The 24,137-nt window shown below is 63.1% G+C and carries 23 protein-coding genes; 13 read left to right on the top strand and 10 right to left on the bottom strand.

Annotated features, from left to right (window positions below):
• The first annotated feature begins 317 nt into the window (after positions 1–317).
• Positions 318–1,367 carry a BMP family protein gene (locus P353_RS10895; RefSeq protein WP_232776416.1) on the top strand — a complete coding sequence of 350 codons (1,050 nt, stop codon included), beginning with the start codon at positions 318–320 and terminating at the stop codon, positions 1,365–1,367.
• An 88-nt stretch (positions 1,368–1,455) separates the two neighbouring features.
• Here P353_RS10895 and P353_RS10890 read toward each other — a convergent pair whose 3' ends face one another.
• The gene (locus P353_RS10890; RefSeq protein ID WP_034369019.1) at positions 1,456–2,730 is read right to left on the bottom strand and encodes an NAD(P)/FAD-dependent oxidoreductase; all 1,275 of its coding nucleotides are present in this window, start codon (positions 2,728–2,730) and stop codon (positions 1,456–1,458) included.
• A 193-nt stretch (positions 2,731–2,923) separates the two neighbouring features.
• Between P353_RS10890 and P353_RS10885 the strand changes: the two genes are divergently transcribed.
• Entirely contained in the window at positions 2,924–3,403 is a 480-nt protein-coding gene (locus tag P353_RS10885; RefSeq protein WP_034369017.1) for an acyl-CoA thioesterase, read from the top strand.
• Between the two features lie 53 nt (positions 3,404–3,456).
• Here the strand turns inward: P353_RS10885 and cobA are convergent, their stop codons facing one another.
• Genes cobA through P353_RS10870 form a run of 3 tightly spaced genes read right to left on the bottom strand, consistent with a single transcriptional unit; the run spans position 3,457 to position 6,288 of the window.
• Positions 3,457–4,257 (bottom strand): uroporphyrinogen-III C-methyltransferase, encoded by an 801-nt coding sequence (gene cobA, locus P353_RS10880; protein WP_034369015.1) that lies wholly within the window; start codon positions 4,255–4,257, stop codon positions 3,457–3,459.
• Positions 4,258–4,268: 11 nt separating this feature from the next.
• Positions 4,269–5,282, bottom strand: a complete 1,014-nt coding sequence (ybiB, locus tag P353_RS10875; RefSeq protein WP_034369013.1) for a DNA-binding protein YbiB — start codon at positions 5,280–5,282, stop codon at positions 4,269–4,271.
• 58 nt (positions 5,283–5,340) lie between these two features.
• Entirely contained in the window at positions 5,341–6,288 is a 948-nt protein-coding gene (locus P353_RS10870) for a LysR substrate-binding domain-containing protein (RefSeq protein WP_034369011.1), read from the bottom strand.
• A 131-nt stretch (positions 6,289–6,419) separates the two neighbouring features.
• On the opposite strand from P353_RS10870, the gene P353_RS10865 reads away from it, so the two are divergent.
• The 7 genes from P353_RS10865 to tsaD all read left to right on the top strand — a co-directional run bounded on the left by P353_RS10865 (position 6,420) and on the right by tsaD (position 12,983).
• Entirely contained in the window at positions 6,420–7,469 is a 1,050-nt protein-coding gene (locus P353_RS10865) for a zinc-dependent alcohol dehydrogenase (protein ID WP_232776414.1), read from the top strand.
• Complete coding sequence (locus tag P353_RS10860; RefSeq protein ID WP_034369008.1) at positions 7,466–8,185, top strand: hypothetical protein; 720 nt, start codon at positions 7,466–7,468, stop codon at positions 8,183–8,185. The genes P353_RS10865 and P353_RS10860 overlap by 4 nt, the downstream gene beginning before the upstream one ends.
• Positions 8,186–8,229: 44 nt before the next feature.
• Entirely contained in the window at positions 8,230–9,198 is a 969-nt protein-coding gene (locus P353_RS10855) for a Bug family tripartite tricarboxylate transporter substrate binding protein (RefSeq protein WP_052084826.1), read from the top strand.
• 134 nt (positions 9,199–9,332) lie between these two features.
• The gene (locus P353_RS10850) at positions 9,333–10,379 is read left to right on the top strand and encodes a porin (RefSeq protein WP_034369005.1); all 1,047 of its coding nucleotides are present in this window, start codon (positions 9,333–9,335) and stop codon (positions 10,377–10,379) included.
• Between the two features lie 165 nt (positions 10,380–10,544).
• Positions 10,545–11,246: a DUF937 domain-containing protein gene (locus tag P353_RS10845; RefSeq protein ID WP_034369004.1), complete on the top strand. Its 702-nt coding sequence runs from the start codon at positions 10,545–10,547 to the stop codon at positions 11,244–11,246.
• A gap of 154 nt (positions 11,247–11,400) precedes the next feature.
• Entirely contained in the window at positions 11,401–11,856 is a 456-nt protein-coding gene (locus tag P353_RS10840; protein ID WP_003069429.1) for a CBS domain-containing protein, read from the top strand.
• A gap of 86 nt (positions 11,857–11,942) precedes the next feature.
• Complete coding sequence (gene tsaD / locus P353_RS10835) at positions 11,943–12,983, top strand: tRNA (adenosine(37)-N6)-threonylcarbamoyltransferase complex transferase subunit TsaD (RefSeq protein ID WP_034369003.1); 1,041 nt, start codon at positions 11,943–11,945, stop codon at positions 12,981–12,983.
• A 55-nt stretch (positions 12,984–13,038) separates the two neighbouring features.
• Here tsaD and wrbA read toward each other — a convergent pair whose 3' ends face one another.
• Positions 13,039–13,641: an NAD(P)H:quinone oxidoreductase gene (gene wrbA / locus P353_RS10830; RefSeq protein ID WP_012839296.1), complete on the bottom strand. Its 603-nt coding sequence runs from the start codon at positions 13,639–13,641 to the stop codon at positions 13,039–13,041.
• Between the two features lie 400 nt (positions 13,642–14,041).
• Here wrbA and P353_RS29910 point away from each other — a divergent pair, with 400 nt between their 5' ends.
• Positions 14,042–14,656, top strand: coding sequence for a hypothetical protein (locus P353_RS29910; RefSeq protein WP_232776412.1), 615 nt, complete (start codon positions 14,042–14,044; stop codon positions 14,654–14,656).
• A gap of 128 nt (positions 14,657–14,784) precedes the next feature.
• Here P353_RS29910 and P353_RS10820 read toward each other — a convergent pair whose 3' ends face one another.
• A complete protein-coding gene (locus P353_RS10820) occupies positions 14,785–15,168 on the bottom strand; it encodes an Hsp20/alpha crystallin family protein (protein ID WP_034369000.1) in 384 nt (127 codons plus the stop codon).
• A 92-nt stretch (positions 15,169–15,260) separates the two neighbouring features.
• On the opposite strand from P353_RS10820, the gene P353_RS10815 reads away from it, so the two are divergent.
• On the top strand, positions 15,261–16,553 hold the full coding sequence (locus P353_RS10815) for a branched-chain amino acid ABC transporter substrate-binding protein (RefSeq protein WP_034368998.1): 1,293 nt from the start codon (positions 15,261–15,263) through the stop codon (positions 16,551–16,553).
• Positions 16,554–16,621: 68 nt separating this feature from the next.
• Here P353_RS10815 and mltB read toward each other — a convergent pair whose 3' ends face one another.
• Genes mltB through P353_RS10795 form a run of 4 tightly spaced genes read right to left on the bottom strand, consistent with a single transcriptional unit; the run spans position 16,622 to position 21,899 of the window.
• Complete coding sequence (mltB, locus tag P353_RS10810) at positions 16,622–17,764, bottom strand: lytic murein transglycosylase B (protein ID WP_034368996.1); 1,143 nt, start codon at positions 17,762–17,764, stop codon at positions 16,622–16,624.
• A gap of 4 nt (positions 17,765–17,768) precedes the next feature.
• Positions 17,769–19,889 (bottom strand): transglutaminaseTgpA domain-containing protein, encoded by a 2,121-nt coding sequence (locus P353_RS10805; RefSeq protein WP_034368994.1) that lies wholly within the window; start codon positions 19,887–19,889, stop codon positions 17,769–17,771.
• On the bottom strand, positions 19,886–20,947 hold the full coding sequence (locus P353_RS10800) for a DUF58 domain-containing protein (protein WP_034368992.1): 1,062 nt from the start codon (positions 20,945–20,947) through the stop codon (positions 19,886–19,888). The genes P353_RS10805 and P353_RS10800 overlap by 4 nt, the downstream gene beginning before the upstream one ends.
• 31 nt (positions 20,948–20,978) lie before the next feature.
• The gene (locus tag P353_RS10795) at positions 20,979–21,899 is read right to left on the bottom strand and encodes an AAA family ATPase (RefSeq protein WP_034368990.1); all 921 of its coding nucleotides are present in this window, start codon (positions 21,897–21,899) and stop codon (positions 20,979–20,981) included.
• 36 nt (positions 21,900–21,935) lie between these two features.
• Between P353_RS10795 and P353_RS10790 the strand changes: the two genes are divergently transcribed.
• The gene (locus P353_RS10790) at positions 21,936–22,895 is read left to right on the top strand and encodes a histone deacetylase family protein (RefSeq protein ID WP_034368988.1); all 960 of its coding nucleotides are present in this window, start codon (positions 21,936–21,938) and stop codon (positions 22,893–22,895) included.
• A 21-nt stretch (positions 22,896–22,916) separates the two neighbouring features.
• The gene (locus P353_RS10785; RefSeq protein ID WP_034368986.1) at positions 22,917–23,693 is read left to right on the top strand and encodes an enoyl-CoA hydratase; all 777 of its coding nucleotides are present in this window, start codon (positions 22,917–22,919) and stop codon (positions 23,691–23,693) included.
• Positions 23,694–24,137 lie beyond the last annotated feature (444 nt).

Here is a 24,137-nt window from a genome sequence, read left to right as displayed (position 1 = left end):
GTCGCGCGCTGGCCAGGGTGACAGGGTTTGCCGCTACCGGCTTGCGCTGCCAAAGGCCTGGTTCAGGCTCCGCCATTGTGCCTTTGTGCCTGTCTTCATGCCTTTGACGCGCGCAATACATAGGCCTTCGGCAGGCGGGCCGGCACGCCGCTGCTCCAACCCATGTCGGTCTCGCTGGACTCTGGGGTTTGTGTGGAGCATCTTGTGCACGGAAATTGCATACAGTTTGAAAACTCTGTTTCTTGACCCAAGTCAGGAAGCGATTGGCCTGGTGCCTGTGCGCATCGCTGTTTTTCCGTGTCCAAGGAGCTTTCATCTTGTCCAGCGCTTCTCATCCCTCTTCGGTTTCGCGTCGTCAATGGATGGCTTCGGCCATCGCCGTCCCCGGCTTGCTGGCGCTGACGGCCTGTGCCGGCAAGGCCCAGGCTCCGGGCGCTGCTGCGGCCGGCAGTTCTCTGGTGGTGGGCGGTCTGTTTGCGGGCTCGCGCAGCGACAAGGGTTTTATGGAGGCCGGCTGGCGTGGTCTGGAAAAGGCGCGCCAGGAGCTGGGTGTGCAGACCCGTTTTCTGGACGGCATGGCGCCCAGGAAGGAGTTGCTGGTGCCGGCTCTCGCGCAGCTCGCGGAGCAGGGGGCGCAGCTGGTGATTGCCCATGGCGGGCAGAACAATCAGGCCGCAGCCGAAGTCGCGGCGCGCTTCCCCAAGACCCAGTTCGTCGTGACCCAGGGCGCGGTGCAGGGGAGCAATCTCTGCAGCTATGACGTGCTGCAGGAGGAGTCGGCCTATCTGGCCGGCGTGCTGGCGGCCCTGACCACCAAAACCGGTGTGGTCGGCCATATGTCGGGCATTCGCGTGCCGCCGGGGCTCAAGGGCCGTGCAGCCTATGCGGCCGGTGTGCGCGATACCGATTCCAGGGTCAAGCTGCTGACGAATTTCTCGGGCGATCAGGACGACAACGCCTTGTCGCTTCGCATCGCCAAGGCCCAGATGGCTGCCGGTGCCGATGTGATCTTCACCATGCTCAACTCCGGCCGCGATGGCGTGACCCAGGCCTGCCGCGATGCGGGCACGCGCCAGATCGGCAATGTGATCGACTGGACCGCGGTGGACCCGCAGGTGTTTGTCGCTTCCGCCTGGGCCGATGTGGGCATTGGCGCGTTTTTGGCCGTCAAGGACATGCAGCAGCGTGGTGCGCCCGGCCCCGGTATTCGCAAGATTGGCCTGAGCGACCCCGCCGCCGTACGCCTGACCATGGGCCAGGGCGTGGCAGCCGCTGTGCGCGAGCGAGTGGCCAAGGCGTCGGCTGCCATCGCCTCGGGGCAGCTCAAGGTTCCCGAGCACTATGAAGGCAAGGAGTTTTCTGCCTGAGCGGATGTTGCGCCGAAGGCGCAGGCAGCAAAAAAGGATGGTTCAACCATCCTTTTTTCATGGAGGCTGCCGCTCCGATTTCAGTCGCTCAAGCCAGGATTGACTGCTTTTGCGCCATGGCCTGCGCGCAGGCGGCGGCACTGGCCCAGGCCCACTGGAAGTTGTAGCCGCCCAGCCAGCCCGTGATGTCCACCACCTCGCCGATAAAGTACAGGCCCGGCCGGCTCTTGCACTCCATGGTTTGCTGGGACAGCACCTTGGTGTCTACGCCGCCCAAGGTGACCTCGGCTTTTTTATAGCCTTCGGTGCCCGTGGGAGTGATCTCCCAGCGCGACAGCTGTTCGGCCAGTCTGGCCAGGGCCTTGTCGCCGGCCTCGTTGATGGGGCGCTGCAGCTCGGGCATGCGGCCGACCCAGGCATCGGCCAGGCGCGCGGGCAGGTGGGCGGCCAGCTCGTTGGCCACCAGCTTGCGCGAGTGGAGCTTGGCCTGGGCCAGCACCTCGGCCAGATCCACGCCCGGCAGCAGATTGATCTGCAGCGCGGTGCCGGGCTTCCAGTAGCTGGAGATCTGCAGCACCGCCGGGCCGGAGAGGCCGCGATGGGTGAACAGCAAATCCTCGTGGAAGCTCATGCGCTCCTTTTTGCTTCCGGTGCTGATTTCCACGGGCAGGGCCAGACCGGCCAGGCCCGCGTAGGGCTGCCAGCCTTCGCCGTCGAAGGTCATGGGCACCAGGCCGGGCGTGCGCTCGATCAGCGGCAGATCGAACTGCTGGGCCAGCCGGTAGCCGAAGTCGGTGGCGCCAATCTTGGGAATGCTCAGGCCGCCGGTGGCGATGACCAGATTGGCAGCCTGCACCAGGCCGCGATCGGTTTCAATCTGATAGCTGCAATCGCTTTCAGTATCTGCGTTTGCCGGTGAAGACATTACCTTCTTGACCTGGCAAGGCTGCCAGCGCTGCACGCCGCCTGCGGTGCACTCGGCCAGCAGCATGGCGATGATGTCCTCGGCCGAATGGTCGGCAAACAGCTGGCCCTTGTGCTTTTCATGGTGGGCAATGCCGTGTTTGTCCATCAGCGTGATGAAGTCGGCAGGCGTGAAGCGCGAGAGGGCCGAGCGACAGAACTGAGGGTTCTGCCCCACAAAATGCTTGTGCGGCGCACGCACGTCGAGGTCGCGGTTGGTGAAGTTGCAGCGTCCGCCGCCCGAGATGCGGATCTTCTCGGCCACCTTGGGCGCATGATCGATCAGCAGCACTTTCAGGCCCTGCTGGCCGGCCTGGGCTGCGCAGAACAGGCCGGCGGCACCGGCGCCGATGATGATGGCGTCAAAAATCTGGAAGGGGACCTGTGGGGTGGAGGACACGGCGGGCAGGGCGCTGAAGCACGAACAACAAAGCCGGTCATTGTCCCAGATGGCTGGTCACCGGGGTTTGAGGGGCTGACAAAGTCCCGCAATGCATGGATCGTGATGCCTGCGCAGCCGCCAGCCCGTTGTCCTGTTGGGATATGTGGCAAGCCTCTGCATGTGCCATGGATCACTTCTAGAATCGCGCCCCATGAATACACCATCCCACCAGCTGAGCATGACCGTGCTCATGTCGCCTGACATGGCCAACTTTTCCGGCAATGTGCACGGGGGCGCCATCTTGAAATTGCTGGACCAGGTCGCCTATGCCTGCGCCAGCCGCTATGCGGGCCGCTATGTCGTGACGCTGAGCGTGGATCAGGTGATGTTTCTGCAGCCCATCCATGTGGGCGAGCTGGTGACTTTTCTGGCCAGCGTGAACCACACCGGCAAGTCGTCCATGGAAATCGGCATCAAGGTGATTGCCGAGGAGATTCGCAGCCAGGTGGTGCGCCACGTGAACAGCTGCTTCTTCACCATGGTTGCGGTGGACGATGACAAAAAACCTGCCCCTGTGCCCCCGCTGCAGCTCGAAACCGACGAGGAAAAGCGCCGCTGGAACGCCGCCATCGTGCGCAAGGAGCTGCGCAAGGAGCTGGCCGAGCGCTTTGCCGAGACTCGTACTCCCTGAGCCGGGTCGTCGCTAGCCCGGGTTGCGGGACAGCCCGGGGGGGCGCTCCTGGCTCAGGCGGCCGCTGACTGCGGCAAGGCCTGGGGCTGGCTCTGCCAGGCGGCAATGCCCTGGACCACATCGCCGACGATGATGATGCTGGGGCTGCCCAGCTGATGGTCGGCAATGCTCTGCGGCAAATCCTTCAGGAAAGTCAGCGCATGGCGCTGCTGCGGCAGGCTGGCATGCTGGATCACGGCCACGGGCGTGCTGCCGGGCAGGCCGCTGAGCAGCTCGCTGCTGATGCGCTCGACGCTGCTCACTCCCATATAGATCACCAGCGTCAGCTTGGCCGCATGGGCCGTGGCGGCGATCTGGCGCCAGTCGGGGCCGCTGTCGCCGGGCTTGGCATGGCCGGTCATGAAAAGCACGCCATGCGCGCGGTCGCGGTGGGTCAGCGGGGCGCCCAGGCTGGTCAGGCCAGCGAGACCGGAGGTGATTCCGTTGATGACATCCACCTCGATGCCGGCCTCACGCAGATGTTCGACCTCCTCGCCGCCACGGCCAAAGATGAAGGGGTCGCCGCCCTTGAGGCGCACCACGCGTTCGCCCTCCTGCACGGCGGCAATCATGAGCTTTTCGATAAAGGCCTGGGGGGTGCTCTTGCAGCCGCCGCGCTTGCCCACATAGACCACGCGGGCACTGGGCGAGGCATGGCTCATCACGCCGTCGCTGACGAGGTCGTCGACAAACAGCACGCTGGCTGCGGCAATGGCCTTGGCTGCCTTGATGGTCAGTAGTTCGGGGTCGCCGGGGCCGGCACCCACCAGGGTGCACGAGCCGCGCTGATTGGGGTTGTGGGAAGTTGCAGTCATTGTGGGGGATCTCAGTCGGGGCTGCGGTTATAGGCTTGCAGTGCGGCGCGGCTGGCGGCGGCGTCGGCATCTGTGGCCTGCATGGCCTGCATGGCCCGATGCAGGGCTTGTATCTGTTCCAGTTGTTGCGCAATGGGTGCCGGCACAGCAAGCTGGCCGCTCAATATGTCCAGCGTCAGCCGGGCTGTCTGCTCGGCATTCAGATCTTGCTGCGGGGCGCTGCTCTCAGCGCCGGATGCGAGCTGGCTGCTGTGCAGGGAAGAGCGCTCAAAGCAGATTTCTCCGGCAATCACTCCCGTGCTCACGGGCTCGCGGTGGGGGGCGGCCACGGCCTCGCCTTCCGTGCCGCGCACCAGCAGCGCACTGGACGCGCGCATGGCCAGCGTCTGGATCATGGGTTGGGCATAGGCCGGGTGGGTGTAGCTCGCCAGCACCAGCCCGGATTGCGCGGTGCTGCCGCCATGGATAGGGTCCAGCAGTTTGACGATGCTGTGCGCAGGGTTGCGCAGGCCCATCTGGCGGCGAATCTGCAGCAGCCGATCCAGCGGTGCCAGCAGGTGACGGGTCTGCATCCAGACCTTGTCGCCGGGCTCCAGGGCGACGGGGCGCTCGATGGCCGTCCAGCCCAGTTGCTGCCACACCTCGGCTGTGCCCAGGCGCTTGTCCTCGGTATGGCTGCCGTGCACCAGCACGGGCAGGCCTTGCTGTGCCAGCAGACCTGCCAGCAGCGGCGTGAGATTGGCCAGCTTGCGCGAGCCGTTGTAGCTGGGGATGACCACCACGGGGCGGGCCTTATGGGCCTGCGGCCACGCGGGCAGACGCTGCTGGGTGGCGTCGAGAAAGCCTGCCAGCTCTTCGGCGCTTTCGCCCTTGAAGCGCATGGCGATGCAAAAGCCGCCCAGCTCCAGATCGCTGACCTTGCCGTCCAGCACCTGCCCCATCAGATCGCAGGCCTGGGCCCGCGAAAGAGAACGCGCGCCCTTGGTGCCGCGACCGATTTCCTTGATGTAGTGGCTGATGCTCATGATTAACGCAATTGTCGCTATAAAAACCATGAGTTGTCAGACGATTTGGTTATATAAATCAAACCGGCCGTGGTCGAGAAGGCGTCGCTCCCTGTTGCGCCAGCTGTGCAGCCAGGGCCTGCAGCTGGGATTGCGCGAGCTGGGCGACAAGGTCCAGCATGGGGTTGCTCTTGAGCGCTTGGGCAGACGCCAGGACGGCGAGCCGGCTGATCTGGCGCGAAGCCCGAAGCGGTCGGAACACGATCTGCTCTCGGTGGAACATCGCAAAGGACGCCGGCACGATGGCCACGCCCAGACCGCAGGCCACGAGCGCCAGCACATTCACCAACTGACCGGCTTCGTGGCGGATCAGCGGAGTGAAGCCGGCCTCGGCGCACAGCGCGACCGTGCGGTCGAAGTAGTCGGTGTCCTGATAGCGGGTGAAGCCCACAAAGGGCTGATGCACGGCGGCTTGAAGATCCAGCATTCCGCTGCCTGCGGCCAGAGAATGCGAGACCGGAACAGCCAGGCAATAGGGGTCATCAATGCTGGCCAGCTCAAGCTCGTCGGCCTCCTTGTGGCCGGGCCGGGCAAAACCGAGTTCCAGCTCGCCCTGGCGCAAGGCCCGCTGTTGCTGGGAGGAAATCATTTCGCGGGCTTCGATCTGCACCTCACAGCCGGCCTGTGCCACGGCCTGCAGCAGACCGGGCAGCAGCGACTGCATGGCCGAGGGAACCAGCCCCAGGCGCAGCACGGTCTGGCTGCTGCGTTCGCGTTCGCGCGCACGCAAGGGGGCTTGCTCGGCGCGCGCCAATATGACGCGCGCATCTTCCAGCAGCGACTCGCCCGCCGCAGTGAGCTGCATGCCGCGTGGCAGGCGCGTGAAGAGTTGGGCACCGACCTCGTCCTCGAGTTGCTTGAGCTGCTGTGACAGCGGCGGCTGGGCGATGAACAGTTTGCGGGCCGCCCGGCTGACGTTGCCCTGCTCGGCGACCGCCACGAAGTAGCGCAGATGTCTCAGTTCCATGCCTGAATCAATCCATATCTCAAAAGTATGATTTTTATATTTAATCAGTGTTGGACATATGAATGATGGGCGGCAACACTGCCGATCCTGTTCGTTCTGAGATGCATGTCCACGCATGCATTGCCTGTCTCATGCAAGCCTTGCAAAAAACCGAGTCCGCCAAGGGACTGAAGCTCAACGAGGTCGACATGCCGTCGCCTGCCGCAGGTGAGGTGCTGCTGCGGGTTCATTCCACAGGTGTCTGTGGCACGGATCTGCATATCGATGCCTGGACGGCGAGCTATCACTTTTTGCAGGCCGCGCTGCCGGTGACCGTGGGCCACGAGTTCAGCGGTGTGGTCGTGGCCAGAGGCGAGGGGGCAGAGCATCTGCCCCTGGGTCAACTGGTGGCCGTGCGACCTTCGGTTACCTGCGGCAGATGCCCCAGTTGCAATGCCGGAGCCTTCGATGCCTGCACCACCCGCCGCGGCATCGGCGTCATACGCCATGGCGGCTTTGCCGAGTATGTGGCCGTGCCCCTGCGCAATTGCGTGGCGATTCCGCATGGCGTGGACCCCGAGATTGCCGCATTGGCCGAGCCGCTGTCGGTGAGCTTCGAAGCCGTGCGCACGGGCAATGTCCAGCCCGGCGATCGCGTGCTCGTCCTGGGGCCGGGCAATATCGGTCAGGGCATTGCGCTGTTTGCCCGTGCCGCAGGGGCCGCCCAGGTGGTGGTTGCCGGCCATGGCGATGCCGCGCGGCTGGAGGTCCTGCGCTCCATGGGGTTCGAGGATTTGCTGGACTTCGAGGGGCAGGACATCGACGAAGCCCTTGCTGCGTATACGCAGGAAGCTTTCTTTGACGTGGTGATCGAAGCCACCGGCGCGGCGGCCGTGCTGGCCCCGGCCCTGCGCGCGCTCAAGACCCATGGCGTTCTGGTGATTGCCGGCATTCATTCCGCTCCCGTGCCGCTTGACCTGACAGCCCTGGTGCGACGCCATCAGCAGTTGCGCGGCTCCTATCGCGCGCCTGAGCGCTGCTGGCTGGAGGTCGTTGAATTCATGCAGACCCATCAGGATCAACTGCGCCTCATGATCACCCATCGTGTGCCGCTTGCGCAGGCCGGGCATGGTTTTGAGCTGGCGCGGGCGCGGCTGGCGAGCAAGGTGCTGATTCAACCCGGCGCGGGTTGTGCACCATGAGCAGCGCCTTCCTGGCCTTGTGGAACGACATCGACCGGCCCGAGGCTCGCGCAGAATATGAGGCTTGGCATGCCCTCGAGCATGTGCCCGAGCGCGTGGGCCTGCCAGGCTTTGTCTACGGCCATCGCTATGCCGGCGCCTGCGGGTACTTCACGCTTTACGGCCTGGAGTCTCTGGCGGCCCTGGACTCAGCCGAGTATGCGGATGTGATCGCCAATCCCACGCCCTGGTCGGCACGCATGCGGCCGCGCCTGAGTGCCTTCATACGCAGGCCCTGTCTATTGCAACTGCAGGCTGGAGCATCCAGCGGTGCGGCGCTGACGACGCTCAAGGCCGTCACCACCGATGTGCAGGCCTGGGCCGTGCAGGCAGCCCGCTGGGCGGAGCAGGCGGTGCAGCAAGGGCGTCTGCTGCGTGTCATGGCGGGTGTGGTGCCCGTCGAGCGTTGCTTGCACTACCCCGTTGGCGGGGAGCGCATTGCCGAGCAAGCCCAGGGGGAAGTCACGGTGGTCATGCTGGCCGAGCATTTGGATGGACCGGCATGCACCCAGGGGGGCCGGTGGTGGGCCGACCGGATGCAGGCGCAGCACCTCGAAAAGCCGCAACAGCAGGACTTTGTTCTGCAAACCCGGGTGTACCGGTCGCTGCTTGCTCTGCCTGCCAGCGGACGCCTGCCGCCCTTGATGGAGTTGATGGCTGGATACGCCGACTGCTGATCTGAGACTGAGATTCTGGAGACATGAAGATGACAAAAAAAACGATGCCCGTGCGCCGGGCCGCCCTGCTGCTGTGCGCTGCCGCCTGCCTGCCCTTTGCGGCTCAGGCTCAGGGCAAGGCTGACTGGCCCACGCGTCCCATACGCCTGATCGTCGGCTATGCCAGCGGCTCTTCACCCGATGTACAGGCCCGTCTGTTGGCCGAGCCCCTGACCAAGGCCCTGGGCCAGCCCGTGGTGGTGGAGAACAAAGGAGGCGCCAGCGGCAATATCGGAGCCGACGCCGTGGCCAAGGCCGGCGACGGCCACACCATAGGCGTGATCGGCAACGGCCCGCTGACCAGCTCGAAGTTTCTCTACAGCAAGCTGCCCTACGATCCGATCAAGGATCTGGCCCCTTTGGCCATGATCGGCTCGGCGCCTCTGGTGCTGGTGGCTCCCAAGTCCATGGCCGCGAATGCGGGCGCCTATTTCAAGGCGCTCAAGACCGGAACCCAGGGCAACTACGGCTCGGTGGGCACGGGGTCCGGCGGCCACCTGGGCGTGGAGTTGATCAAGGAAGCCATGGGCCTGAGCCTGCAGCATGTGCCCTATAACGGCGGCCCGGCTGTGGTCAACGCCCTGATGGGCGATCAGGTGCAGATGGCCTTGCTGCCGGCCTCCACCGTCATGCCGCTGGTTCAGTCCGGCAAGCTGGCCGCCCTGGCCGTGAGCTCCAGCAAACGCAGCCCGCTGGCACCCGGCGTCCCGGCCATGCCCGAGATCGGTGCCGGCAATGTGGACATCGAAGTCTGGAATGCGGTCATGGCCCCGGCTTCCATGCCCGCCGAGCATCGCGCCAAGCTGGCTGCAGCCTTGGAAAAGATTCTTCATGCTCCCGACATCCGCAGCAAGCTGCTGGCTCAGGGCTGGCGCATCGATGACACCAGCGCCTCCTCGCTGGCCAGGCGCATCGAAAACGATGCACGCATCTACGGCAGCCTGATCACGCAAAAGAACATCCGCCTCGAATGAGTGCGACCGGCGCAATCTGAGGCGCCGGGCTCCCACACGGAATCCGCCGCAGCTGCGGCGGATTCTGCTGTCAGCGGCTCGAAAGCGGCAGGACTCTGCCGCGAGCCCCATCCATTATTAAAAAGAGAGACTTCATGACATCCTTGCAATCGGGAGGCTTGGCCGTGGCCGCCGTCTTCATCTCCACATGTTCGCTGGCCCAGGCACAGACCGCTGCGCCCGCCACATCCCAGCTCACGCTGTACGGCGTGGTGGACATGGCCGCCGAGTCGGTGTCCACCGGTGCAGGCCGCACCCTGCGTGCGGAAAGCGGTGTCCTGGCTGGTTCGCGCTGGGGCGTTCGCGGGACCGAAGATCTGGGCGGCGGCCTGCGTGCGCTGTACGTGATGGAGGCCGGACTGAATGCCGATACCGGTGAGCGCGGTCAGGGGGGCCTTGCCTTCGGTCGACAGATCTTCGTCGGCATGGGCGGCGACTGGGGCCAGTTGACGGTAGGCCGCCACTACACCACGTTTCATACCGCGCTGGCTTCTTACGCCCTGACGGGCCTGATCTGGGGCAACGCCGCCAACTATTTCCGTGACGGCTCGGTGCTGCGCGCTGACAACTCGCTGCGCTTTCAGTCGACCTCCATGGCGGGACTGGTGGTGCGGGGCATGTACTCGTTTGGGGAGAACGCCGGCAGCAATGTGGGTCGCCAGTTCGGCGGCTCGCTGGACTACACCCGTGGCCCCTGGTGCCTGGGGGCCTCGCTGTGGGAGCGTCGTACCACGGCCCAGAACACCGACCGCTATCGCCTGCTGGGCGGCTCCTATGACTTCAAGCTGGCACGAGCGGCCTTGCTGCTGTCCACCCGCGAAGATGATCTGCCCGATGCCGCCAGCAAGCGCGGGCGTTTCTTTGAAGCCAGCATGACGATCCCTGTCAGCGCGGCAGGGCAGGTGCTGCTGTCCTATGGGCAGTTCCAGGGGCGTGCGCGCGCAAACAGCGATGCCCGCGCCTTGAGCCTGCGCTATGACCATGCGCTGTCCAAGCGCACCAAGCTGTATGCGGGCGTCTCCGCGATCCGCAACGAGGCGGATGCAGCGTTCACCATCAACAGCGCCAGCAATGCAGGGCCTTCGGTTTCCAAGGGCAGCAAGCCGCGCTCGCTGCTGGTCGGCATCTCGCACTCCTTCTGAGCGAAGCCGTCATCAGACGCAGCCGCCTGCAGGAGGCCCAATCCAGGGCGCAGGCCGCCTCAATGGTCTATAGCCTGGGAGGGGCTTGCGTAGTGGATGAACATTGATCACATTTCGGGACACAGAGCGCGCGTACCATGTGCGCTGTTTTTGAGGAGTGTTGAAATGACCGCTAACGCATCTTTGACCGACGAACTCATGGGCCAGTTGCAGGGCGCCCCCATGCAGGGCCTGGCCCAGCAGCTGGGCATTGACTCCGTGCAGGCCGAGCAGGCCGTGGGCGTGGCGCTGCCCATGCTGTTTGGTGCGCTGGGCCAGAACACGGCCCAGCCTCAGGGGGCTGCCGATCTGTTCGGTGCGCTGCAGCGCGATCACAGCAGTGCCAATGGCGCGATGGATATGGGAGGTCTGCTGGGCGGGCTCGGTGGCCTGCTCGGCGGAGCGGGCGGTGCGGCTGGTGGCCTGGGTGGACTGGGCAGCATTCTGGGCTCGGTGCTGGGAGGCGGCTCCGGTGCCGGCAACTCGCAACTGGATGCAGGCGCCATCCTGGGCAATATCTTTGGCGGTCAGCAGCAGCAGGCCGAGTCCCGGCTGGGTCAGGCCACGGGCCTGGGTGGCAATGCGGGTCAGTTGCTGGCCCTGCTGGCTCCGCTGGTGATGTCTTTCCTGGCCAATCGAGTCCAGGCGCAGGGCATGGGGGCCGGCGACCTGGGCAATGCTCTGGATCAGGAGCGCGGCCAGATCCAGTCGCAAGGCGGCGCTGCAGGAGGCATCCTTGGCAGCCTGCTTGACCAGAATGGCGACGGCAAGCTTGATGCCGGAGATCTGTTCAAGCTGGGCGCGGGTCTGCTGGGCGGTCGTCGCTGAGCACAGGACTCGGTGACAGTATCAAGGCAGCTTTGGCTGCCTTTTTTGTTTTTGTATACGGGCATAGCCTGATTGCCGCAATGCAGCAGGATTCTCACACTGGTCATGTCGTCATGCGTTTTGCATGACAGGCCGATCCAGAAAGGAGAACCAGATGACGACCGTCGCCGAAATTCTGCGCGCCAAGGGCAACAGCACTATCTACAGCGTTTCTCCCTCCGACACCATGCTGGCTGCGCTGCAGCTCATGGCGGAAAAAAGCATTGGCGCGCTGCTGGTGCTCGAAGGTGGCGATATCGCAGGCATCGTGACCGAGCGCGACTACGCGCGCAAGATTGCTCTGCAGGGCCGAAGCTCGGCCAGCACGCGAGTGGACGAGGTCATGACGCGCAAGGTCCATTGCGTGCTGCCGCGCCAGACCAGCGAGGAGTGCATGTCGCTGATGACCAGCAATCGCATGCGCCATCTGCCCGTGATCAGCGAGACCCGCGAGCTGCAGGGGCTGATTTCGATTGGCGACATCGTCAAGGAAATCATCTCGGCCCAGCAGTTCACGATTCACCAGCTGGAGCACTATATTTCCGGGACACCCAATGTGAATCAGCCGTAGGCTGCTATGAATTGAATAGTGAAGGCGGGCAGGGCTAATGTCCGCCTTCTCTGCGTCTGGAGGGCGCAAGTTCTACACTTGCGGCCATGAGTTTGCTGATCCTGGGAATCGAATCCTCTTGCGATGAAACCGGTGTGGCCCTGGTGCGCACCCCGGACGGCCAAGGTGTGCCCACCTTGCTGAGTCATGCGCTGCACAGCCAGATTGAAATGCATCGCGCCTATGGCGGCGTGGTGCCCGAGCTGGCCAGCCGTGACCATATTCGCCGTGTGCTGCCGCTGACCGAAAAGGTGCTGGCCGAATCCGGGCAGCAGCTCGAAAACGTCGATGTGATTGCCTTTACGCGCGGACCCGGCCTTGCCGGGGCTTTGCTGGTCGGCTCCGGTGCTGCCTGCGCCATGGCAGCCGCGCTGGACAAGCCTGTGCTGGGCGTTCACCACCTCGAAGGCCATCTGCTCTCGCCCTTTCTCAGTGCCGACCCGCCGGAGTTTCCGTTTGTGGCCCTGCTGGTCTCGGGGGGGCACACCCAGCTCATGCGTGTGGACGGCGTGGGCGAATACGAAATCCTCGGCGAAACCATCGACGATGCGGCAGGCGAGGCTTTCGACAAATCGGCCAAGCTCATGGGCTTGCCCTATCCGGGCGGCCCCGTGCTCTCGAAGCTGGCAGAGGGCGGCGATCCTCAGGCCTTCAAGCTGCCTCGCCCCCTGCTGCATTCGGGTGACCTGGACTTTTCGTTTGCTGGTCTCAAGACGGCCGTACTGACCCAGGCCAAGAAGCTGGGCGACGAGCTCGAAGCGCGCAAGGCCGATCTGGCCGCCAGCACCCAGGCCGCGATTGTGGACGTGCTGGTCAAGAAAACCATGGCCGCACTCAAGCAGACCGGCATGAAGCGCGTGGTGGTGGCGGGAGGTGTGGGGGCCAACAAGCAGCTGCGCGAGCAGCTCAATGAAGCCTGCGCCAAGCACAAGATTCGCGTGCATTACCCCGAGCTGCATCTGTGTACCGACAACGGCGCGATGATTGCCATGGCTGCCGCCATGCGGATACAGGCAGGACGCGAGCAGGCCCTGCATGAATACGCGTTTGATGTGAAGCCGCGCTGGCCGCTGGATTCGCTCAGGTGAGTTCGTGCAGCAAAAAAGCAGCCCAGGTGGCTGCTTTTTTCATGGTTGCCTGCGCTTATCCGGCAAGCTTTACGGCCAGTTTCGCTACGTTCTGGCCTTGGTAGCGGGCAATGCTCAGCTCGTCGGGATGAGGCTGGCGCGAACCGTCGGCACCCGCAATCGTCGAGGCCCCATAGGGCGAATTGCCGCCCTTGACCGCGCTCAGATTGGTCTGTTCGGGCAGCGGATAGCCCAGCGGCACGATGATCATGCCGTGATGGGCCAGCGTCGCCCAGGTGGTAGTGGCCGTCATTTCCTGGCCGCCGCCAGTGCCGGTCGAGGTAAAGACACTGCCGATCTTGTTGATCAAGGCCCCTTTGACCCAGAGACCGCCGGTCTGGTCGAGAAAGCTGCGCATCTGGCCCGGCATATTGCCAAAGCGCGTGGGCACGCCAAACAGGATGGCATCGTAGTCGGCCAGCTCGGCTGGGCTGGCGACCTCTGCGCTCTGATTGGCCTTGCCGCCTGCGTTCTTGAAGACATCCTCGGGCATGGTTTCGGGCACGCGCTTGACGGTGACCTCGGCACCGCTGACGCTGCGGGCGCCTTCTGCCACGGCCTGCGCCATGGTTTCGATATGACCGTACATGGAGTAGTAGAGAACCAGCACTTTTGCCATTTTGAGCAGCCTTGAAAAATGGGACCAGGGAGGAATGCCGTCTAGCGGCATGCGGAGCATTGTTGGGCAGAGCACAGCGTCTGCGCCCACAAGTTTGGAGCGCATGGTTGTAGGTCAACAAGCCAATCAAACCCGTAGATCTGAATGCACCAAAACGGTGCATTAAACAAGAGCCTTTCGTCAACAGTAGTGATGATTGAGGGTGACAGGCTATTTTTTAAGGAGCTGTAAACCTAATGCTGAATTGCGCTTGGGTAAGGAAACATGCCGACTTAAAAATCGCTTTCATTGTTTGCGAAAGCCGACACCGCTGCGATCTGAGTCATCACTGCTGGTCTGATTACGGGAGTCAGGCCTACAGTCCAGGATGGAGCTGAATAGTTAGAGGAGGGAGCGATATATGAAGTACCCAAGAGCTGGGTGGATGGTTGCGGGCCTGATGGCCGCTGTATTGGCTGGTTGTGGCGGTGGGGGCAGCGATGGAGGTGTCGAAGGGGGGAGCAGCAATGACGGCCAGCCTCAGACGCCGAATCCCGTCCCCGAGGTCGCAGCTCCTGGTGTTGTCAGTCCGTTTCTCGGTGTCTGGAAGAACTATCCGGACAACTATTGCACCGCTAACTGGGCAGTGGTTCCTGCATCGGAGCGCAGTCACAAAGGTGTGATGCCTGTGAGCTATGAGTTCACGGAGTCCACCATGTCGTACACGCACAATATCTACTCCGATTTACAGTGCAAGCAGCTGGAGGGCTCGGTGACGCTGACTGGGAAGATCAGCTGGGCGGCGGTGACGATAGATGGCTGGAAGTCGGCCGTGCGTGCCGAGCTGACTTACACCGGCTCGAAAGTGACGGGCAATATTGCGGTGAATGAGGCCGAAGCGACGGATGAATATGAAGATAACGGCAAAACAATTCTGGGCATTGCCAACAACCAGTTGTTTATAGGCGACCTTCTTAGCGCGGGTGCCGATGGCTATCCCAGGCGCTTCCGCAGCGAGCCAGTGGCCTTTAAATAGGCGTTGAGATTGCCTCAATAAGAAAGCCCGCAGTGCATAGGCATTGCGGGCTTTGTGCTTTCCGGCCGACCTCTTGCTAAGAGGAGATGGAAGAAAGGATGAGGCTGGCCGGTCGGCGTAAACAGCGCTTATTCGATGCTCAGCGTCACGGCCTTGCTCTGGGGCTCGAGCTTGGCCAGGGTCAGCGTCAGCACGCCATGCTCGAGCTTGGCCTTGCTTTTGGCAGCATCGATTTCATGGCCCAGATCCCAGCTGTATTTGACCTGGCGGGCTGCGCCTTCCACGCTTTCAAGCTTTGCGACGGAGCCTTCCAGCGAGAGTTTGAGTTGCTCGCGTGCCAGGCCGGGCACATCCAGGGTCAGGGTCGTGAATTGGTCATCGCGGCTGACTTGAACCTGGCGTTGTACGGGGCTTGCAGCGCCCAGGGTTTCCTGCAGAAAACGTTGCAGGGCCAAGTCGGCGGCGCGAGGGGATACAAAGGTATTACGGCTCATCACAGGGGCGAAGAACATGGTGTTTAACTCCTTTAAACTGCGCGGCTTGCGTTGTTGCCGCTTGACTCATAGGTAGGTGGTGGCAAGCGCATTTCAAGAGGTTTTTTTTGATGAATAAATTGCGCCGTGATGCCTTGAAATATCTGCAGTTGCCACTACTATGCGCGCCGTTCGGCATTGCTGGCGCTGCTGTGGCTGCAGCCAAGGCCAAGCTTGCACAACCCATCAAGCTGGCACTGGTGGAGAGTCTTTCGGGCCCGTTTGCAAACACGGGCGAGGCCGTGTTCCGCAATTTGCTGTGGGCGACCGAGCGAGTGAACGCGCGCGGTGGCGTGCGCCTGGCCGACGGTCTGCATGAGCTGGTGATAGAGCGCTATGACAGCAAGGGCCAGAACGAAGAGGCACTGTCGGCGCTGCGTGCGGCCATAGACAGCGGTGCGCGCATCATCATGCAGGGCAACTCGTCGGCCACGGCGGCGGCGCTTCTTGACGCCATCGACAAGCACAACAGCCGAGATCCTTCGCGCCGTGTGCTGTATCTGAACTATTCGGCCGTGGATCCGGCGCTGACCAACGAGCGCTGCAGCTTCTGGCATTTCCGCTTCGATGCCCATGCCGATATGCGCATGGCCGCGCTGATGGAGGTCATCAAGGACGACAAGGCTGTACACAGTGCCTATCTGATCGGGCAGGACTACAGCTTTGGTCAGGCCGTGCTGCGCGAAGCAAGGCGTCAGCTTGGCATGCAACGGCCCGATGTGCGCATTGTGGGCGACGAGTTGCACCCCGTGGGCCGCGTCAAGGACTTTGCGCCTTATGCGGTCAAGATCAAGCAAAGCGGTGCCCAGGCCGTGATCACGGGCAACTGGGGCAATGATCTGATGCTGCTCGTCAAGGCTGCGCGCGAGGCAGGCTACGAAGGGCGCTTCTACACCTTCTACGGCAATGCCCTTGGAGCCCCGGCGGCCTTGGGAGATGCCGGCGTGGGCAAGGTGCTGGCCGTGGCCGACTGGCTGCCCAATGTGTCCACGGCCGAGAGCCGTGCCTTCTACCAGTCCTTCCGTCAGCGCTTTCCCAGTCCGCAGGACGACTATGTGCATATGCGCATGCAGCTCATGATTGAGGCTCTTGCGCAGAGCCTTGAAAAAGCCGGCAGCACGGACACCGTCGCCGTGGCCCATGCCTTGGAGCATGCCAGGGTCCAGCTGGCGGGTCGCTCGGGCAGCATGCGGGCGGCAGACCACCAGTTTCAGCAATCGCTGGTGGTAGGCATGATGGAAAAGAGAGGCAGCGCAGGCGTGGACTTCGATGTGGAAGGCTCGGGCTACGGCTTCAAGGTGGTGCGCGAGATCTCTGCAGCTAGGGCGGAGATGCCTGGTCAGTGCCAGATGAAGCGCTTTTGAGTGGCTGGGGAACTATCGAATCAATAGCTGCCAGCGCTTGTTGGAAAAGCGCTGCAGCCCGAATTAATCTAGTTGCGTTTAGCAGAGGCGGTCTGGCTGGCCAGATAGGCTTCATGTACCTCGCGCCCCAGCTCGATCACTGACAGCGCATAGAACGCCGACCAGTTATAGCGCGTGATGGCGTAGAAGTTCTCGGTACCCGCGATGTATTCCGTGGGGCCGGAGCTGCCGTTTTTCAGCTCGATCAGTGCCAGCGGGCGCTCATAGTTGTCGGCGCCCAGTACACGTACTTCGCGTTCTGCCATCTGCGTGGCCGTGAACGTGGGGTTGATATCGGGTGCCAGCAGGGTCGCCAGATTCTCGCCCTGGGCGCGCATGTCCACGGTAAAGGCCGTGGGCAGGCCCGGCTTCCAGCCATGGCCGACGAAGTAGTTGGCGACCGAGCCGATGGCGTCGGTGGCGCTGTTGAACAGGTCTATGCGGCCGTCACCGTCAAAGTCGACCGCGTATTTGTCCCAGCTGGTGGGCATGAACTGACCCAGGCCCATGGCGCCGGCATAGCTGCCGCGTAGCGCAAATGGGTCGCTGCCCGTGCGGCTGGCCGTGACCAGCACCTGCTCAAGCTCGCCACGAAAGTAGTCGGTGCGGGCCTGTGCACGAGGGTGAGCCTGCGGAAAATCCAGTGCCAGCGTGGCCAGCGCATCCATCACGCGAAAGTTGCCCATGTTGCGGCCGTAAATGGTTTCCACGCCGATGATGCCGACGATGATCTCTGCGGGCACGCCGAACTGCTGCTCGGCACGCGCGAGTGCCTGGCGGTTGGCCTGCCAGAACTGCACGCCGGCGCGTATGCGTACGGGGTCGATAAAGCGGCTGCGGTATACCGTCCAGTTTTTCACAAAGGTCTTGCCGGCCGGCGTCATCAGGCGTGTGACCACGGGCAGGTTGCGCGCTTCGCTCAGCTGCGCACGCACCCAGTCGACAGGCAGATCGCGGCGGGCAGCGATTTCTTCGGCCAGTTGCATGGCGTCGCTGCGGCCGGCATAGGCCACGGCCGTAGCGGCTGCAGCCGTGACTGCTGCTGCCGGAGCCGCCTTGCGGACGGCCTTTTTGGCCGGTGCGGCGATGGCGCCGGCGGTCAGCAGGCACAAGGCCAGAGTGCCTAGTGTCTTGGTCTTGAAATGTTTGCTGTAGTCAGGGTTGCTGCTCATGTTTTTAATTCTTGGTGGTTTGGGGCCAGCGCTGCTTCCGGATGGACAGCCAGCGCCGGCGCAAGGTCTTCAGTTCGGTGGCTTCGGTATTGGAGGATGGCGCATAGCGTAGCCTTTCCATGTCCAGCAGCCAGTCGGATAAGGCCGCAGCCAGGGGCGCGGATGCAGATTCCTCGGCCCAGCGCTCCTGCACGCGGCGCGAGAGGCTGCGCGCGGACTCGCTGGCGCCGCTCGCCATGCCTGCGCGCTGCAGCCGCAGCTTGGCGCCGTGCATGAGCTGGGCCCAGCCGTCGCGCTGCGTGCGCGTGGCGCGGGCCCAGATCAGCCACAGCAGCGCCATAGCGCTCAAGCTACCCGCCAGCAGGCGCACCAGATCCGGCCAGCTTGGTGCTTCAAAGCCCAGGCTCTGAAGCAGATTGAGCTGACGGCTTTGTGTGTAATTGATCACCCACTGGTTCCAGCGGTTGTTGACGGCCTCCCAGATGGCGCGCAGCTTCTGCAGCGTGCCGGTATCGACGAAATTGCCAACGGCGCTGGCAAAGGCTCCGGGTGGAGCACTCAGGCGCTGGAACTGGCCGACCCGGCTGGGTGCAACAGCGCCCGTGGGGTCCACACGAACCCAGCCCCGGCCGGCAATCCAGACTTCGGTCCAGGCATGGGCATCGCTGTTGCGCACGGTCCAGTAGTTGTCCACGCTGTTGCGGTCGCCGCCCTGGTAGCCGGTCACGATGCGCGCGGGCACTCCCATGCCGCGCATGAGCACGGCAAAGGCGGAGGCGATGTGCTCGCAAAAGCCTTGCTTGCTGTCAAACCAGAAATCATCGGCTGTGTGGACACTGTCCACCACGCCGGGCTCCAGTGTGTAGGTGTAGCCGCCGGTTTTCAGGCGCTGCAGGGCGGCGGCGATCAGCCTGTCGGTACTCGTATTCGTATCCGTATCCGTTTTGGCGCCCAGTTGGGCGCGCAACTCGGCCCGCAGTTGCTCGCCCAGTGCCTGTGTGCGCGGGTTGCTGCCAGCCGGCAGTTGCAGATAGCGCTTGAGCTCGGGCGTGAGCTGCAGCGGCCCATGGTTGAAGTCGAGATAGCTTTGGGCATCGACACGCAGCACATCGGTAATCGGGCGCCAGCTCAGCCACTGGAGGCTGGAGCTCATGCGCAGCCTGCCGATCGAGGCGCCCGGCGGAATCTGCGGCTCGGTCTTGACGGCATCCAGCAGCGTCAGCCAGCGGCGCTTGCTGGGCTCGATCAGCATCTGGTAGCGAACGGGCTCACCGCTCACACGCAATTGAGACATGGCCATGGCGTCGAGCACAGGGTCGGCCTGCCAGCTGCGGCCATCGAATTGGCTGAGCACGGGGCCGCGAAAGTACAGGGTGTTGGCGGGTGGCTCCTTGCCGTCCGGCGTATCGAAGCGAATGCGCAGGGCCACGCTGTCGTCCATGGCCAGCGTGGCGACTTGGCCCACGCGCATGCTCTCGGACAGGCCCGAGCGGCCTGCCATATCGTCGGCGGGCACGCCCCACAGCGGTGCCATGCGTGGGAAGAACAGAAACAGCGCCACCATGACCGGCGCGCCCCAAAGTGCGAGCCAGCCCGCAGTGCGCAGAGCCTGTGTCAATGGAGGCTTGCCAGCCGTCATATGGGCGTTGACCAGGGCCGTGAGCAGGCCCATCAGCCCAAGCACCATGGCCATGGCTGTGGGCAGGGACTGCGAATAGAAAAAGTTGCTGAGCAGTACAAAAAATCCCAGAAAGAACACCACCATTGCATCGCGCCGCGCGCGCAACTCCAGTGTCTTGAGTGCCAGCAGCATGACGACCAGGGTCACGCCGGCATCGCGGCCCACAATCGTTTTGTGCGTGGCCCAGGTAGCTCCAATGGCGATGGCTAGTGCGCCCGCCAGGACCCAGCGGCCGGGCAGGGAGGCGCTGGTCAGTGCCAGGCGTGCACGCCACAGCAACAGAGCTGCGGCAAAGGCGCTGGTCCACCAAGGTGTGTGCTGAATCTGCGGCAGCATGATCCAGGCGATGACGGCGAGCAGAAACAGCGTGTCCCGTGCTTCGCGCGGTAGGGCCGTCAGGCGTTGCAGCCAGTTGCTGCCGACGGAAGAGGCGGTTGCTTTCATGTGCAGGCCGCCAATGCTTCGAGGCAGCGCGTGGCATGCTGTGCGCCGCTGGCGGGCGCGATTTCTTGCCCGCCCGGCAGGCGCAAGCCCCAGGTACGGCCTTGCTGCTGGGCCATCAGCACCCAGGCGGCGAGGCGGGACAGGCGTGCTTCATGGTCGGCAAGTCCGGTTTGGCGCACATCGAGCCAGAGCCTGTGATGGTGAGCTATGGGCCGGTCGCGGCTGACGAGCTGGTGGCTGCCTGCGGCAAAGGCTTGGGCCGCTTTCTTCCACACCACCAGCTTGAGCGGGTCGCCATTCTGATAGGCCCGTACGCCGTCAAATTCCTCACCGCTGCGTACCTGGGCGCTGCTGCGGCCGCCGGCTTCTGGGCTGGCTGCAGGCAAGGGCGGCGCATGGGTTTCGGGAGCGGGATAGACCCAGACCTTGGTTTTGGGGCGCCACATGGCCCAGACGCGAAACGCACCCAGCGGGTAGCGTGTGAGTATGGAGATGGCGGGCAGCTCCTGCCGGCCGCGGCGCGTGGGCATGAAGCTCAACTGCACGGCGGTGCTGCCCTGCTCGGGGATATCGACCCAGGTCCAGGCATCAGAGTGATCGGTGTTGTGCCGGGTCTTGTGCAATGCGAGGCCTATGCCCCAGCGGCGCGAGCGGTGGGCATTGTGCAGGCTGACATGCATGGGGCAGGGCGTATGGGCAAAACAGCCGCCAGATGTACTGCCTTGAGTACCTGCGCCGCCGAGGCTCAACTGCAGACCGCGCAGATTGCCATGGCCCACAACCATGCTGGCGGCCGCGCTTCCTGCCAGCAGAAACGTGAGCAGGTAGCCCAGATTGAGCTGGTAGTTGATGGCAGCGATCAGCAGCACGATCAGCGTGGCCAGCATGGCCCAGCCGGCGCGCGAGGGCAGGATGTAGACATTGCCCTGGGTCAGCATGAGCTGGTCGCTGCGCGGCAGACGAGCAAACATCCACTCGCGCACCCTGGCGCGAGGTGAGAGCCGCTGGAAGATATTGGATGTTTCTGGCTGCTCGCACTTTGATGTCGGGTGCTTCATGCTATGAAATTCATGGCAAAGTCCACCAACATCAAGACAGCGCAACGGCTTGCATCATGGCGCGCACCTGCTCCACGGCACCACGGCCGGCATGGCCCACGGGAACCAGACGGTGGGCAATCACCTGGGGCAATATGACCTGTACATCGTCGGGCGCCACATAGTCGCGGCCTTCCATCAGCGCGATGGTCTTGGCCGCACGCAGCAGCGCGATGCCTGCGCGTGGCGACAGGCCCTGGGCAAACCACTGGCCATTGCGTGTAGCGGCAATCAGATCCTGTACATAGTCGAGCAGGGCGTCGCTGGCATGCACGGCCAGTGCTGCGGCCTGCAACTGCTGCAGCTCCTGCTGGGAGATGACGGGCAGTAGTGCATCGGCAGCGGCGCGGCGGCCATTGCCCGTGAGCAGCTTGCGCTCGGCATCGCGCGAGGGATAGCCCAGGCTGATGCGCATGAGAAACCGGTCAAGCTGGCTTTCGGGCAACGCAAAGGTGCCCAACTGCTCCAGAGGGTTCTGGGTGGCAATCACAAAGAAAGGGGCAGGCAGGCTGTGGGTCTTGCCTTCGGTCGTGACCTGGTGCTCCTCCATGGCTTCGAGCAGCGCACTCTGGGTCTTGGGGCTGGCGCGGTTGATTTCGTCGGCCAGCAATACTTGGGCAAACACCGGCCCGGGGTGGAACACAAAAGCCTCTTGTCCGCGATCGTAGATGGAGACCCCCGTGAGGTCGCTGGGCATGAGGTCGGCAGTGAACTGCACACGCGAGAACTGCAGGCCGAAACTGCGTGCCAGTGCATGGGCCAGGGTGGTCTTGCCTACACCGGGAACGTCTTCAATCAGCAAGTGACCGCCTGCCAGCAAACAGGCCACACCGTCTCTGACCTGATCCGGCTTGCCCTCCATCACCGTGTTAAGCTGACTCAAAAGCGCATTAATTGTGTTCTGTGCATGCATGGCAGAAACATATCCTAAATAAGCGATAGCGGAGACATGACTGTGGGCAAGACAGGTTATTTCACCCACCGGGATTGCTGGTTGCACGAGATGGGGCCGGGCCACCCTGAATGCCCGGCACGGCTGGACGCGATAGAAGACAGACTGCTGGTCAGCGGCGTGGGCGATGCGCTGGAGCGCTGCAATGTGCCGCTGGCGTCATTGGCCGAGATCGAGCTGGCGCATGACCCCATGCATATTGCCGCCCTGCAGGGCCTGACAGACAGGCTGGAGCAGGAGCTGGCGGCTGGCGGGCCTGAGTACAGGCAGCTCGACACCGATACCTCCATCAACCGCCACACCTTCAAGGCCGCACTGCGCGCTGCGGGGGCCACTCTGGCGGCTACCGATGCGGTGCTGGCCGGCGAACTGGAAAACGCCTTTTGCAGCGTGCGTCCGCCCGGGCACCATGCCACGCACAACCAGGCCATGGGCTTTTGCTTTTTCAACAACGTGGCCGTGGGCGTCAAGTATGCGCTGGAGCGTCACCATCTCAAGCGCGTGGCAGTGATCGACTTTGATGTACATCACGGCAATGGCACGGAAGACATCCTGGCCGGTGATCCGCGCGTGTTGATGTGCGGTATCTTCCAGCACCCGTTTTATCCGTTCAGCGGTGACAAGGATCCGGCCCCGAACATGCTGAACGTGCCTGTGGCCGCGTACACCAAAGGCATGGACATTCGCGAGATCATCGAGATGATGTGGATTCCACGCCTCGAAGCGTTCAAGCCCGAGATGATCTTCATCAGCGCTGGCTTTGATGCACATCGCGAAGACGATATGGGTCAGCTCGGCATGACGGAAAACGACTTTGCCTGGATCACCACGCGCATCAAGGACATCGCTCGGCGCTTTTCCAAGGGCCGCATTGTTTCCTGCCTCGAAGGCGGTTATGTGATGGACCCGCTGGCGCGCAGCGTGGAGGCGCATCTGCGCGTATTGGCCGATATCTAGTCCGAAAGCAGGGAGACAGCGATGAGCGATTCCTTAGTGCAGCTGAACCAGGACGAGCGCGGCGTGGCACGCATCACGCTGAGCGACGCGCAGCGTTTCAACGCCTTGAGCAGCGAAATGCTCGCGGCCTTGCAGTCGGCGCTGGATGCCGTGGCCAGGGATGAGCAGGTGCGTGTGGTGGTGCTGGCGGCCGAGGGCCGGGCCTTTTGCGCAGGGCATAACCTCAAGGATATGGCCAAGCACACGGAGCTGGCTTACTACCAGCAACTGTTTGCCCAATGCAGCCGCATGATGCTGTCGATTCAGAAGCTGCCGGTGCCCGTCATTGCAAGAGTGCAGGGTATTGCAACGGCTGCAGGCTGCCAACTGGTGGCGCAATGCGATCTGGCCGTGGCCAGCAGCGAGGCTCGCTTCGCCACCAGCGGTATTCAGTATGGCTTGTTCTGCTCCACACCCAGCGTGCCCCTGGTGCGCAACATGCCCATCAAACAGTCCATGGAGATGCTGCTGACGGGCGAGTTCATCGATGCGCAGACGGCGCTGCACTACGGCCTGCTCAATCGTGTGGCCGAGCCAGAGCGGCTCGATGCCGCAGTGCAGGAGCTGGTGGCGGCTATTGTGAGCAAGCCTCGCACAGCCATCAGAATGGGCAAGGAGCTGGTCTATCGCCAGCGGGAGATGGGATTGGAGTCGGCCTATCAGCTGGCGGGCCAGACCATGGCCACCAATATGCTGGATGCCGATGCACAGGAAGGTGCTCAGGCTTTTCTTGAGAAGCGCAAGCCTGGCTGGTCTTGATGCCTCGGCCATCGTCCGCCGGGCAGGCTGATCTGCGCGAATGGTGCAGCCACGCATCGTGGTTTTGTGCTTCAAGCCCGTCCATTTGAACGACGAGACTGCTTTCGGGCAGTGATACCGTGAGACTTGTCTGAATGCAGGCATGGCGTTGATGAGCTCACTTCCTAGGTATTACCCTGATTGGGCTCATCTCATACCTGTGATTTCGCATGGCTTGTGCATAAAATAGAACGGTCGTTCTTTTTGTGCCAGTCCGTTTGCGAAGGCTGCTGCAGAGTTCTCCGGGCAGATTGTCTGGAAAATTGTGCAGAGAGTGTTGCAGTGCCGCATAAAATGAATCCAGTTTACGTAAACGTCAATGCAGTAATCATTAAGGAGCCGCAGCAATGAAGGTATTGGTCCCTGTCAAGCGCGTGGTGGACTACAACGTGAAGGTCCGCGTGA

Source organism: Comamonas testosteroni (assembly GCF_000761245.1).
Taxonomy (GTDB): domain Bacteria; phylum Pseudomonadota; class Gammaproteobacteria; order Burkholderiales; family Burkholderiaceae_C; genus Comamonas; species Comamonas testosteroni_C.
The sequence above is the reverse complement of the archived record's forward strand: the minus strand, read 5'-3'. Positions and strand labels throughout refer to the sequence as shown.